Source organism: Croceivirga radicis, assembly GCF_002072105.2.
In the GTDB taxonomy this organism is placed as follows: domain Bacteria; phylum Bacteroidota; class Bacteroidia; order Flavobacteriales; family Flavobacteriaceae; genus Croceivirga; species Croceivirga radicis.
Window position 1 is genome coordinate 66,934 of sequence record NZ_MTBC01000003.1, and the last position, 14,364, is coordinate 81,297.

At 37.4% G+C, this 14,364-nt stretch carries 10 protein-coding genes; 6 read left to right on the top strand and 4 right to left on the bottom strand.

The features are described 5' to 3' along the window. The first annotated feature begins 4 nt into the window (after positions 1-4). The 4 genes from BUL40_RS05270 (at position 5) to BUL40_RS05285 (ending at position 5,990) form a co-directional block, all read left to right on the top strand. A complete protein-coding gene (locus BUL40_RS05270) occupies positions 5-2,176 on the top strand; it encodes an endonuclease MutS2 (protein WP_080318371.1) in 2,172 nt (723 codons plus the stop codon). Between the two features lie 4 nt (positions 2,177-2,180). Continuing rightward, positions 2,181-2,585, top strand: a complete 405-nt coding sequence (locus BUL40_RS05275; RefSeq protein ID WP_080318372.1) for a thiol-disulfide oxidoreductase DCC family protein — start codon at positions 2,181-2,183, stop codon at positions 2,583-2,585. A gap of 107 nt (positions 2,586-2,692) precedes the next feature. After that, on the top strand, positions 2,693-4,720 hold the full coding sequence (locus tag BUL40_RS05280) for a mucoidy inhibitor MuiA family protein (RefSeq protein ID WP_080318373.1): 2,028 nt from the start codon (positions 2,693-2,695) through the stop codon (positions 4,718-4,720). A 163-nt stretch (positions 4,721-4,883) separates the two neighbouring features. Continuing rightward, positions 4,884-5,990, top strand: a complete 1,107-nt coding sequence (locus BUL40_RS05285) for a DUF748 domain-containing protein (RefSeq protein WP_080318374.1) — start codon at positions 4,884-4,886, stop codon at positions 5,988-5,990. A gap of 17 nt (positions 5,991-6,007) precedes the next feature. Here BUL40_RS05285 and BUL40_RS05290 read toward each other — a convergent pair whose 3' ends face one another. The 3 genes from BUL40_RS05290 to aroC form a co-directional block, all read right to left on the bottom strand. Then, the gene (locus BUL40_RS05290) at positions 6,008-7,177 is read right to left on the bottom strand and encodes a flavohemoglobin expression-modulating QEGLA motif protein (protein ID WP_080318375.1); all 1,170 of its coding nucleotides are present in this window, start codon (positions 7,175-7,177) and stop codon (positions 6,008-6,010) included. Positions 7,178-7,300: 123 nt separating this feature from the next. Beyond that, positions 7,301-8,626, bottom strand: a complete 1,326-nt coding sequence (locus BUL40_RS05295; RefSeq protein ID WP_080318376.1) for a dicarboxylate/amino acid:cation symporter — start codon at positions 8,624-8,626, stop codon at positions 7,301-7,303. A 60-nt stretch (positions 8,627-8,686) separates the two neighbouring features. Further along, positions 8,687-9,751 carry a chorismate synthase gene (gene aroC / locus BUL40_RS05300; protein WP_080318377.1) on the bottom strand — a complete coding sequence of 355 codons (1,065 nt, stop codon included), beginning with the start codon at positions 9,749-9,751 and terminating at the stop codon, positions 8,687-8,689. A 188-nt stretch (positions 9,752-9,939) separates the two neighbouring features. Between aroC and BUL40_RS05305 the strand changes: the two genes are divergently transcribed. After that, entirely contained in the window at positions 9,940-10,866 is a 927-nt protein-coding gene (locus BUL40_RS05305; protein ID WP_080318378.1) for a UDP-2,3-diacylglucosamine diphosphatase, read from the top strand. Here BUL40_RS05305 and BUL40_RS05310 read toward each other — a convergent pair. Further along, positions 10,825-13,728 carry an FAD-binding and (Fe-S)-binding domain-containing protein gene (locus tag BUL40_RS05310; protein ID WP_080318379.1) on the bottom strand — a complete coding sequence of 968 codons (2,904 nt, stop codon included), beginning with the start codon at positions 13,726-13,728 and terminating at the stop codon, positions 10,825-10,827. The genes BUL40_RS05305 and BUL40_RS05310 overlap by 42 nt on opposite strands. An 87-nt stretch (positions 13,729-13,815) precedes the next feature. Between BUL40_RS05310 and BUL40_RS05315 the strand changes: the two genes are divergently transcribed. Further along, positions 13,816-14,310: a hypothetical protein gene (locus BUL40_RS05315; RefSeq protein ID WP_010516681.1), complete on the top strand. Its 495-nt coding sequence runs from the start codon at positions 13,816-13,818 to the stop codon at positions 14,308-14,310. Positions 14,311-14,364 lie beyond the last annotated feature (54 nt).

Below are 14,364 nucleotides of genomic sequence, written 5' to 3' on the forward strand. Positions count from 1 at the left end.
GAATATGCAAGGCGTACACCAAAAGACACTACAAGATTTAGAATTTCCTACGGTTCTACAGCAATTGGCAGCAAGATGCAATACCGAAAAAGGAAAAGAAGCTGCCAAAACGGTGGGCATAATTGAGGACAAGAAACAGCTCTTGGACTATTTAGGGCAAACCTCTGAATATTTAGCTTCGTTTACTAATGAAAATAGGATTCCAAATCACGGTTTTGATAGTATAGATAAAGAACTACAACTGCTGAGAATAGAGAATACAGTTCTAGAACTTTCTGGATTTAGAAGAATATCCCACTTGTGCAATACCATTGGGTTGCACAAGAAATTTTTTAAAAAGTTCAAGGAATACTATCCCTTACTACACGCATACATTGATCCTATTGAGGAAAACACATTTATACCCAATGCTATTGCAGGGATTATAGACCGTTTTGGCGAAATCAAGGATACTGCCTCGCTAGACTTAAAGCGTATAAGAATGGATATCAATACTGTTCGCGCAAAAATAAATTCAAGTTTTGGAGCTGCCTTGTCCAGATACAATTCATCTGAATTTTTGGACGATATAAAAGAGTCTATCGTAGAAAACCGTCGTGTATTGGCGGTAAAGGCCATGCATCGTAAAAAAGTGAAGGGTACGGTTATGGGTAGTTCCAAAACGGGAAGTATCGTCTATATTGTACCAGAAGCTACCTTACAGTTTAGCACGGAACTTTCCAATTTAGAATACGAAGAGAAAGAGGAAATCCGTAAAATATTATTGGAACTTACCAATAGCATACGACCAGAAACCGAAATTTTAGCCTTATACCAAAAGATTCTAACGCATATAGATATTACTGCTGCTAAAGCAAAATATGCTGCGGAAATGGATGCTGTACTGCCAAATATAAATACAGCAAGAACACTTTTTTTAAGAGAAGCTTTTCACCCTTTATTGTTGCTGAACAACAAGTTAAAAAAGGAAAAAACGTGGCCACAAACTATTGAATTGCAACAAGAAAACAGAATCATTGTAATTTCTGGACCCAACGCTGGCGGTAAAAGTATTACCCTTAAAACCATTGGCTTGTTGCAAGTTATGCTCCAATCTGGTTTTCTGGTACCGGTGCATGAGCGTAGCTCTATGTGCTTTTTTGATAAGGTTTTAACGGATATTGGCGATAACCAGTCCATAGAAAACCACTTGAGCACGTATAGTTACCGTCTTAAGAATATGAACTACTTTTTAAGGCAATGCAATAAAAACACGCTTTTTTTAATAGATGAGTTTGGAACCGGGTCTGATCCAGAATTAGGCGGTGCTTTGGCAGAATCGTTTTTAGAGGTGTTTTATGAAAGAGAGGCATTTGGGGTAATTACAACCCATTATGCCAATTTAAAGCTATTGGCCAATGAATTGCCGCATATGACCAATGCCAATATGCAATTTGACAATAAAACCTTAGAACCCACTTTCAAATTGATAATGGGCGAAGCGGGAAGCTCCTTTACCTTTGAGGTAGCCCAAAAAAATGGCATTCCATACAGTCTAATTAATAAAGCGAAAAAGAAAATTGACCGGGGTAAGGTGCGCTTTGACGCCACCATTTCCAAATTACAGAAAGAACGTTCTAAAATGTCTAAAACGGAATCCCGTTTGCAGGATAAAGAAGCAAAAGCCAAGGAAGAAGCAGAACGACTAGAAAAACTAAATGCAAAAATCAAGAATAAGCTAGAAAACTACCAAGAATTGTACGATCATAATCAGCGTATGATTTATCTAGGTAACAAGCTTAACGATGCTGCAGAGCGTTATTTTCATGATAAAAAGAAACGTGCGCTCATATCTGAAATGCTCCGTATAGTGGAAACAGAAAACAGCAAGCGTAAAAAAGCGACCGCAAAAGAGGCCAAAGCAAAAAAGGCAATTAAAAAACAAACCGCTAACGAACTAGAGCAAAAAATTGTGAAGGTTCGTGAAGAGAAAAAAGAACAAAAAGCAAAGGCGGTTAAGCAAGAAAAGGCCAAGCCAAAAGCAATCCTAAAACTAGGAGACCGCGTGCGTATGCAAGATGGTAAAGCCGTGGGTACCATAGATACTTTAGAAAAAGGCAAAGCCGTGGTAAATTACGGCCTATTTACCACCAATGTAAGTGTAGACCAATTGGAGTTGGTAGAACGAAAAAAATAAGCAGATGGAAGCAAAAAAAATTATTCTTTTTGACGGCGTCTGCAACTTATGCAATGGCGCGGTGCAATTTATCATTAAACGGGATAAACGTTCTGTATTTAAATTCGCTTCGCTTCAAAGCGAAATTGGTAAACAACTAACAAAAGAGCGTGGAATAGATACCGAATTACTAGATTCCATCATCCTAATAGAGCCGGGCATTGCCTATTACAGCAAATCTACAGCTGCTTTGGAGATTATGAAATCTTTTGGAGGTATTTGGAACCTAACTCGCCTATTTACAGTACTTCCGGAAGGTTTTAGAGATATCGTATACGATTTTATCGCTAAGAATAGATATAAATGGTTTGGTAAAAAGGATGCCTGTATGATTCCAACACCTGAGTTACAATCCCGATTTTTAGATTAACTCATCCAAACCCAGTTTTCCCTCACTATTAACCACCACCTTACTCATTTTTGGTTTTAAAAGCCATTTACCACCATTAGGTTTAAGCAACTTTTAAATTACCAATCATGAAAAAACTATGCTTATTCCTACTTCTTATACCAATTGTTCTATTTTCTCAAGAACACGAATTACAATCAAATATTGACTCCGTAACCATTTACCTGAGTGGTGCCCAAGTACATCGTAACGTTAAATGTACCTTAAAAAAAGGTGCTAATGCGATTAGCATTAAAGGCGTATCCGCGGATTTGGATGAAAACACCCTACAAATTGCTGGTCTTAAACAAGCTGCTATACGAAGTATGAAATATGAAATCAATTATTTAGATACGGCAACAAAAAGTCCACAAATAGCTTCACTTTCCAATAAACTTGAACAATTTAAACAGGAACAAGCTTATCTAGAAAACGCAAGTCAAGGTTTACAAAAAGAGGTAAAACTAATTGAATTGAACAGACGTATATCTGGTGACAATGAGAATTTAGACCTTAATCGTTTAAAAGAAATAAGCGCCTATTACCGGGAAAGAACGCAGGCAATTTATAATGAAATCTATTCGAATTCCATTAAAACAAATAAATTAAAAGACAGCATTCAACTGTATACTAATGAGCTGGTTAAATTACAAGGAAGTCCTAAAAAAGCAGTAGGCGAAATTAAACTTATCCTAGACTCGCCTATTACGTTAACTACCAATCTTAGTATTTCTTATCAGGTAGAAAAAGCTGGTTGGGTACCCACATATGACATTCGTTCTACAGGGATAGATAAACCCTTACAATTGATATATAAAGCACATGTATACCAAAATACCGCAGAAGATTGGGAGAATGTAGAAATAACTTTAGCTACCAATAAACCCAGCAGCAACATTAGTAAACCAAAATTGGAAACCAAATATTTAAACTTTTCTAGTTCTTATACCAAAAAGTATAATTCTGCCACTAAAAAAAACGGCTACAGCTACAATCCTATGGTAAAACGAGTGTTTGGCACTATTACAGACCCAGAAGGAGAACCGCTACCGGGAGTAGCTATAGTAATAGAAGGCACCAACCAAGGTACCCAAACTGATTTTGATGGGAAATACACCTTAGATATCCCTAATGGTCGTAGCTTATCCTTTTCCTATATTGGATTTAAGCCTGTTGACCTACCCATCTATTCCTCTATCATGAATTTGCAACTAGAAGAAGATATACAAGCGTTAGACGAGGTAGTTGTTATGGGTTACGGTGTTAGTGGTAGGGCATCCAGCGTACAAATAAGAGGAGCTGGCTCCATGCCACAAAAAATACAAACGCCCGAACCATTGTATATTATTGACGGAATTCCGGTAGAAGGCTTTACCGAAGGAGATTTAGATGCCAGTGAAATTGCTTCTATAGAAACCTTAAGAAATGAAAATGCTACCGATTTGTATGGCTCTAGAGCCGCAGACGGTGTTATCATCATCAACACGCATAAAAGTAGTACCCAAACCGATGGAAAAAATACCGTTTTCCGCATTCCAAAATCGTATACGATTAAAAGTAATATGGAAATAACCTCAGTAGACATCAACCTTTACCAGTTAAAAGCTACCTATCAGTATTTGGCGATTCCTGTAATTGATACCAATGTATTTTTAACGGCTTCTTTTACAGATTGGGAACAATTTAATCTTTTACCTGGCGAAGCTAACATCTATTTTGATGGTCGATACGAAGGAAAAACAGTGATAGACCCCTATCTAACCAAAAAAGAAATGACGGTTTCATTAGGGATAGACCACAACATTCAAATAGAACGTAATCAAGAACGCAACTTTAAATCCAAATCCTTTTCTGGCGGAACCAGATTGGTAGATAGAAGATATAGAATCACTATAAAAAACAACAAAAATATACCCATCAATCTAAAAGTAATGGACCGTATTCCCTTATCTGAGAATAGAGATATTAAGGTAGATGATATAGTTACTGGGGATGCATCATACGATGCTAAAAAGGGAATTTTAAGCTGGAACAATTTCATAGAGGCCAAAGCCACCACAACCAACGAATTTAGTTTTAGGATTAAGTATCCAAAAGGGAAATTCATATCGCTATAAATCCATAAAATGCGCAATTTTAACACGTTAAACAAAATAAATAAAATATTGTATTTCAAATTAATAAACATCATCACCTAAATTAAAAAATAAGCAATTCAATTGAGTTCGTTTTTAGTGTGATTGGATTAAACTTAGCAAGATAATTGGCCTTACTTGCAATATGAATTCCACTAAAAAAAAGCATAAAAAGAGTTGGTTTAAAAGAAAAAGGACTTGGATACCGTTAACGATTATCCTTGTCCTTTTAACTTTTAGATTGGCACTACCCTACATTGTTAAAGACTACGTAAATAAGGTACTGTCTGAGATTCCCGGTTATCATGGGCATGTAGCAGCTATAGATATTGCGCTTTACCGTGGCGCCTACGTAATACACGATTTAAAGTTGAACAAAGTAGCCGCTACATCACAAGTTCCTTTTCTTTCCATCAAAAAATCCGATATCTCCATTGAATGGAATGCCTTGTTTAATGGGGAAGTGGTGAGCGAACTTACACTCTACCAGCCTGAGTTTATCTATGTATTTGAAGACCAACAAGCTAAAGGAGTTGACCCCGAAGTAGAGGATTGGACCAAAGCACTTACAGATATTGTACCGATTGATATTAACCGTTTGCAACTCGTAGACGGAACTGCGGCATTTATTGAGTTACAGGCCGACCCGAATATAGATTTACATTTAAAAAACATTGATTTAGTTGCCTACAACTTGCGTAATGTGGTTCAAAAAGAACGAAACCTGCCTTCCGAGGTCCATGCCACCGCCACATCTATTGGCGATGGTAATTTAGAACTAGACGGGCGTTTAAATCTTGTGAAGCAAATACCGGATATGGATATTGCTTTTGAACTCACCAACGCCAATGCTACTGCTCTCAATGATTTCACCAACCACTACGCTGGTATTGATTTTAACAAAGGTACCTTCGAGGTTTTTGGCGAAATAGCTATAGCAGACGGCTACTTAAAAGGTAGCATAAAACCAATTTTAACCAATGCCAAGTTATTGGGCAAAGAAGATGGTTTTCTTAATAGCCTATGGGAAGGATTTGTAGGGTTTTTTAAATTTTTATTTAAAAATCAAAAACATAATACGCTTGCCACCAAAGTTCCCATAGAGGGCAATTTAAATAATGCTGGGGCTAAAATATGGCCTACGGTAACCAATATTTTTAAAAATGCTTGGATAAAGGCTTATAAAGGCGTTTTAGACGATGATATTGATTTTAAAGATGCCGAGGAAGCCGTAGACAACAAAAACAAATAAGGGAAGCTTAAAATGGCTTATTTTAAATTGTTTAGGATAAAGTCTAAAGTGGAATTTGTATTTCTGTTGGCATCAAAAGAATGGCTTTGATGCGTGATTGGTTTTGCTAAGCCTAATTTTTGCAAGTATACTATTTTGTCCTCGAACTCTTGTGCTACCTTTCCGGTTAAAAATACATCAAAACTTTGCTGCTTTTTATACCGTTTGTACATTTTGCTTAATCCACTTAAATACAATCGGTCTTTGGTAAATCCACCTCCACGGTGTGCCCGCAGTGTAATGTTAAACGCAGCTTCCCTGTCCAATTTATATTGCCCATGTATCAAATCAAAGGTATCTGCAAAACTGCAACCTTTAATTAAACTATCACTAGCTAAAACTCTATAAGCCAATATTTTTAATCGCTCCAGAGTAAGAGCTCCGCTCATATATTCACTCAAAACCGCCATCCCCTCCTGTGTTTCTACATTTTTTGGCAAACCGTTGGCAAAAATGCGCAGCGGTTGCTCGTTGCCATTAAAAGTAGTAACCAAATGCACGCCAATTTCATGGTTGGCCAAAGTTTCCATTCTGTTCTTGCTAAACTTTGCATTTCTCTTTAGCAGTAAACTTTTATCCCGATTCCGTACCATGGCCTCTGCAGCAATCTGATTACTGAATTTGATATGCAATGGAAACTGGTATTGAGACATGAACGCTTCAAAATAAGCCTTTGCCTCCAAGGCAGAATAGCTAGAAATCATGTCTTCTCGCGGCGCTTCATCCTGAAAGTGTAAAATATACCGTGCGTTTTGAACATCTCTTTCCCTAGGGGTACCATACAAGCGTAGCGAGTTGTAATAGAAAGATTGCCCTTTCCCTATTGTTTCTATACACTGTATCATATTGGCATAGTAATACACAATATCTCGATACATTTTCTGTATTTCTTCGTCCTTAATACGTTCTAAACGTTGTGAAAAGAACAAGCGTTGCAACTTGTAGGCATCGAATTTTAACTTAGGATACTTAAATTGGGGCTCCTCGGTATATTTTGAACTAAAAAAACGTTGCTTCTCTTTTTCTATGTTAGCGGGATTTACATAGCTCAACAACTCAATTTTTCGTACCAATCGGTCTAAATTGGAGTCTATATCGAATACATTAGGGTAGTCATTGCGTAATGCGTGTAATTCTGCTGCACTCATCTTAAGTATGCTTTATTAATCGCCAAATGTATAAAGTCTTTCATTCTAAAAAACATTAGGCAAAAAAATATCAGCAAAACCTTGGTCCTACTGATATTATTTATTTTATCTAGAACTAAACTATTATTTCACGTCCTCATAATTATCGTCCCATTCTTTTACATCGGGCTCTCCTAGCTTACCAACAGATTTAGCTACAAGCATAGAAACAGTTGCATCTCCTGTAACGTTAACAACCGTTCTACACATATCTAAAGGCCTATCTACAGCAAATATTAAGGCCAAACCAATTGCTAATTTGTCTGAAGGAAAACCAATAGCCTCAAGAACAATTACCAACATTACCATACCCGCCCCAGGAACTGCTGCTGAACCAATAGAGGCTAGTAAGGCCGTTAGCACAATAGTTAATTGATTGGCCAAAGTCAACTCAAACCCTAATGCCTGAGCTATAAAAACAGCCGCTACACCCTGGTATAAACTTGTACCATCCATATTTATGGTAGCACCAACCGGCAAAACAAAACTAGACACCTCTTTATCTACCCCAATATGCTCCTCTACCCTTTCCATAGTAACTGGTAAGGTTGCAGCACTAGAACTGGTAGAAAATGCAAGTAATTGAGCTGGACTCATTTGCTGTAAAAACCAGAAAGGATTTTTTTTAGTGATGGTTCCCACCAAAATGGCATAAAATACAATCATTAAAAACAAGCCACCCACAACTACACCGGCATATTTTAAAAGTGCCAATAACAAATCTGGATCACTGGACGAAACCACAACAGCGGCCAAAAGTGAAAACACGGCATAAGGCGCCGTTAACATGATCAAGTCTACCATTTTTAAGACTACATCATTTAAAGAATCAAAAAAGTCTTTTAAGGGCCTTGCTTTTTCCTCACCAATCAATAACATAGAAATTCCAAGAAAAATAGTAAAGAAAATAACTTGAAGCATAGCACTATTATTCCCTAAGGCATTAATTGCGTTATCTGGCACCATATCTACCAAAAACTGCAACGGACCGCTATCTTTTTGTCTGGAAGCCTCCTCTAATTTAGAGGTGACCCCAGCATCATTGGCATAGGTTTCGGTTAGTTTAGCAACCGTTTCTTCAGAAATACCGGAACCAGGATTCAGCATGTTCACCAACACCAAACCAATGGTAATGGCAACAACCGTAGTTAAAATATAAATACCAATTGTTCTTAAACCAATATTTCTAAACTTAGAAATATCTTTTAAATCGGAAATCCCCTTTACCAAAGAGGCGATAATAAGCGGAATAGCGATGAGCTTGAGTAGCTTTACAAAAATTGCCCCTAAAGGCTGTATCCAGTCAGACACAATGTCTTTTCCCGTAGGAACTTTGGTCATTACAAATCCAAAAACAATACCCAGCAACATTCCTATAAGAATCTGCCAGTGAAGTTCCAGTTTACGCATATAAAGTTGGTTTTGGCTTGGAAGATACCAATTTGCCCAAAATGCCCCAAATAATGCGGTTTAGATTTTATTGCCTTTTGCCAACAAAGTGTAATCTGCCAATACCAATGCCGCCATTGCTTCTACAATGGGCACCGCCCTAGGCACTACACATGGATCATGCCTGCCTTTGCCTTGGGCAGCAACCTTGTTACCCTCTTTGTCTATAGTATCGTACCCTTGAAGCACCGTGGCAACGGGTTTAAAAGCCACAGAAAAGTAAATATCCATACCATTACTAATACCACCTTGTATACCACCACTTTTGTTGGTTTTAGTGGTACCATCCGTATTATACTGGTCGTTATGTTCACTTCCTTTTTGGGTTACTCCTTCAAAGCCGCTACCATATTCAAAGCCCTTTACCGCATTTATGGACAGCATAGCTTTACCCAATTCTGCATGGAGTTTATCAAAAACAGGTTCACCTAGTCCAATTGGTACGTTTTGAATAACGCAAGTTATAACCCCACCAATGGTATCCCCTTCTTTTTTGATGGATTTAATGTATTCTTCCATTTGGCTTGCCATTGTAGGGTCCGGACAACGAACTGGATTTTTCTCAATTTCAGAGAAATCTAATTGCTGATAAGGTGTTTCCAATTTTAAACGCCCAACCTGACTAACGTAAGCAGTTACTTTTATATCCTTCAAAAATTGCTTGGCAACAGCGCCTGCAACAACTCTGCTCGCTGTTTCCCTAGCCGAAGAACGCCCGCCACCACGATAATCCCTAAAACCATATTTATGGTCATACACATAATCTGCATGACTAGGGCGGTATGAGTCTTTAATGTGGGAGTAATCTTTAGACTTTTGATTGGTGTTATGGATAGCAAAACCAATAGGTGTACCGGTAGTTTTACCTTCGAACACACCAGAATATATTTCTACCGTATCTGGTTCCTTACGCTGCGTTACAATTGCAGATTGCCCGGGTTTTCTTCGGTTTAATTCCTCTTGTATGGCTTTTTCATCCAATACAATACCAGCAGGGCAACCATCTATAATTCCACCAAGGGCTCTGCCATGGGATTCTCCAAATGTTGTTATTCTGAATAAGGTTCCAAAAGAATTTCCGGCCATTGTCTAAAAATTAAGCGGTAAAGGTAATTTTTATCACTCTTTTAAAAAAGGGAAACAGCACTTAAAGATTTGGCAACATATAAATACCAGTCATGACATTAATTTAACAGAATTCTCATATATACTTCATTTTAAAGTAATATTAAGTTTATTCCTACACGTTTAATTTGCAAGTAAACTTTTACACTTTGAAAAAGAGGAAGATAGAAATAGCCGTAATTTCTGATGTTCATTTAGGAACATACGGCTGCCACGCAGATGAACTCATAACCTATTTAAATAGCATTAAGCCCAAAAAACTTATTCTAAATGGTGATATTATAGACATCTGGCAGTTTAAAAAACGGTATTTTCCATCGGCACATTTAAAAGTTCTAAGAAAAATAATAGGAATGGCTTCTAAAGGTACAGAGGTCTATTACATTACCGGCAATCATGATGAAATGTTACGAAAGTTTGCCCCAACAGCTATGGGGAACTTTAATATCGTAAACAAAATGGTTTTGAATTTAGACGGTAAAAAAGCTTGGATTTTTCACGGCGATGTTTTTGATATCTCTATTCAAAAAGCAAAATGGTTGGCTAAATTAGGTGGTTGGGGGTATGACTTGCTGATCTTGATGAACAGCTTTGTAAATTGGTGCCTAATTAAAATTGGAAGAGAAAAATACTCACTCTCAAAAAAAATAAAAAACAGTGTTAAAGGCGCGGTAAAATACATCAATAATTTTGAAAAGACCGCTGCAGAGTTAGCCATAGAAAATGACTATGATTATGTTATCTGCGGACATATACACCAACCTAAAAAAGAGATTATTGAAACCAAACAAGGTAGTACCACCTATTTAAACTCTGGGGATTGGATAGAAAATTTAACTGCCTTGGAATACTCCTTTAAACGTTGGCGAATATACCATTATAGCCATGATAAGTTATCTCCTTTCTTTGTAGATGAAGACCTTAAGGAAATGGATATGAACGAACTTATAGCATCTATAACCGAGCAAGCCGAAGAAAACGGATACAACTACCCAGAAAATCCAACCAACCCTAAAGATGGTGATGATGATTTGTTAGATAACCAAGGCTTCTTTAAGGATAGTGATGGGATGTAGGGCCTCTCTACCCGTGCCATCTTTAATTTGATGCCTACAACTGGTGCCATTGGCTGCAATTATAGTTTCAGAAGATGACTTTCTTACAGCCGGGAACAACTTAAGCTCTCCTACCTGCATACTTATCTGGTAATGTTCTTTCTCATACCCAAAAGATCCAGCCATTCCACAACAACCAGATGATATAATGGTTACGGAATAGTTCTCTGGTAGGTTCAAAATATCAAAAGTTACCTTCTGGTTAGAAAGTGATTTTTGATGACAATGACCATGCATTTTAACCGTACGCTTTTCCTTGGTAAACACATCTGACGACAAACTTCCGTTTTGTAACTCTTGAGACAAAAACTCTTCTATAATAAAACTGCTATTGGATAATTTTACAACCTCATCTTTATCTTCAACCAAGCGCTTGTATTCGTCTCTAAATGAAAGTATTGATGATGGCTCAATACCAAGTATGGGTATATTATTGGCAACCATAGGCATTAAAATTTTGGTGTTTTTCTCTGCCAAATTCTTTGCCTGCTTTAGAAATCCTTTAGATAAATATGTTCGTCCGCTATCACCATAAAACAGCTGTACTTGGTAACCTAGCTTAGTTAGCAAAACAATAGCATCTTTACCAACATTAACATCTAAGTATTTGGTAAACTCGTCTATAAACAAAACCACTTTTTTTCCATTAGGGTTTTGGGTTTGTTTGGTTAAGAAAGCATCAAAATTAAAACGATACACTGGCGGTAGCTGACGTTCTTGGGCCACCCCAGTAACCGATTTAATAAAAGTACCAAGTGGCGATTTATAAACCGCATTTACAATTCCTGAAACCTTACTGTTAACCGCGTTTATTTTTGTATTGTGGGCAAATAATTTAGAACGTAGCGTATAACCGTTGGTCTCTTGGTATTGAAACTGAAATTCTGACTTTAATGTTGCAATATCCACATTACTGGGGCATTCACTAGAACAAGCCTTACAGCTTAAACACAGGTCAAAAACCGCTTTAAGTTCCTTGTGGTCAAATTTATTTGGCTTTTGGGATTGTGTTAAAAATTCTCGCAAAACGTTAGCCCTACCCCTTGTAGTGTCTTTTTCTTGCTTGGTAGCATGGAAACTGGGGCACATGGCACCTTTCATCTTTTCTGTTTTTCTACAATCACCACTGCCATTGCATTTTTCTGCCGCCCTTAAAATGCCTTGACTATCAGAAAAATCCATAAAGGTTTCTATAGTTGGTTCTTTGCGGTCTACTTGGTAGCGCAAAGACTGATCCATAGGATAGGCATCAACAATTTTACCTGGATTCAATATACCATTAGGGTCAAAAAAAGATTTTACCCTTCGTAATAATTCATAATTCTTTTGACCTATCATTAAAGGAATAAACTCTGCTCGTACTATTCCGTCTCCATGTTCCCCACTAAAACTACCATTATATTTTTTGGTTAAATGGGCAACATCTGTGGTAATTTGCCTAAATAGTTTTACATCTTTAGACTGTTTCAAATCCAATATAGGCCTCAGATGTAACTCTCCTGCCCCTGCATGTGCATAGTAAACGGCTCTTTGGTCATAGTTTGCCATTATTTGGGAAAACTCTAAAATAAATGCTTTCAAATCTTCTAAGGCAACTGCGGTATCTTCTATACAAGCCACCGCTTTTTTATCACCCACCATATTCCCTAAAAGGCCCAAGCCCGCCTTTCTAAGCTCTATAGCTTTTTGAATATCTACACCATATAACACGGGTTGGGCATAACTTAAACCCGATGCCGTAATAGTTTCTTGCAGCTCTGCTATTTGCTTATCTAATGCTTCTTTGTTGTGCGCCCTTAGTTCTAGCATTAATATGGCTTCTGGATCCCCTTCAACAAAAAATCGATTGGCCAACTGCTGACGGTTGTTTTTTGTACAATCCAAGATAACCTTGTCCATCATTTCGCATAAATGCAAACTATGGTTCATTACAGGGACTACATCAGATAAACAAGCCTCAAGACTTTTGTAGTGGGTGCAAACCATGGCTGCAAAAGTTGGGGGTAAATCGTCTAATTGTACCGTTATTTCCGTTGTAAAAGCCAATGTGCCCTCACTACCCACTAATAATTTGGCAAGATTAATTTTGGAGTTCCCATGCCCAAACACCTGGTTGTCCAATAGCTCATCTACCGCATAACCCGTGCTTCTTCTATGAATTTTAGGATTAGGAAATTCCCTTTTTATTTCTTTTTGGGTATCCTCATTGCTTAGCTCTCCATATAAATTGGAATAAATTGCCCCTTCTAGTGTGTTTTCTTGGGTTTTCAACAAAAACTCCTCCTTATCCAATTCTTTAAAAACAGCCTCACTGCCATCAGACAAAATGGTTTTTAATTTTACCACCTTATCCCTAGTCACACCATACTGAATGGAGGTTGTTCCGCTAGAATTATTACCTACCATACCTCCTATCATACAGCGGTTAGATGTAGATGTATTAGGGCCAAAAAAGAGGCCCATTGGTTTTAAGTACAGGTTTAATTCATCTCTAACCACGCCTGGTTGTAACGTAACTTGTTTCTTTTTCTCGTCTACGCTAAGTATTTGATTAAAATATCTAGATGTATCTACTACAATACCGTCACCAACACATTGCCCCGCTAAAGAAGTACCTGCGGTTCTAGGTATTAATCCTATTTTATTATCTTTTGCAAACTGTAACAGTTTTTTTAAATCATTATCATTTTTAGGAAAAGCTACCGCTTTTGGCAGTTTTCTGTACACAGATGCATCCGTGGCATATAAAGTTCTAATAAGAGCATCATACTGAAAATCACCCTCAAAGGCGTCAGCAATTTTTTTTAAGATAATTTTATCCAAATTGGAACAATTTTTGGTCCGTTAGACTTGTTTTAAACGAATAGCTAAGGTAAAGCTATTTTATATTTTAAACTTAAAGAGAAACCTATGAGAATTACCACATTTTTCTTTGCGTTGTTTGCAATTGCAACAACAGCAGTTAGCGCGCAGAGTATTTCTGAACACACACTAGGGTTGCGTTTGGGAGATAGCGATGGCTTTGGTGCCGAAATTTCCTATCAAAAATCTATTGGACGTACCAATAGGGCAGAATTTAACCTTGGTTGGCGAGATAGCCGTGAGTATGATGCTTTTAAATTGGCCGGTGTTTACCAATGGGTACACAACATAGATGGCGGTTTTAATTGGTATTATGGTGTAGGTGGCGGACTTGGAAATTCTGATTACGAGCCAATACCAGATAGAGACCGTGATGACGGCTTATTTGTATTTGCTGCTGGTAACCTAGGTATTGAATATGATTTTGATATTCCCCTACTAATTTCATTGGATATAAGACCAGAGATAGGATTGGTAGGTTTTAACGAATTTGATAACGATTTTTTATTTGATATAGCATTGGGCTTACGTTACCAATTTTAGATTTTAAAAATTACGTTAAAAATAGAAAGTGCCTTTAGGGGCACTTTTTTTATG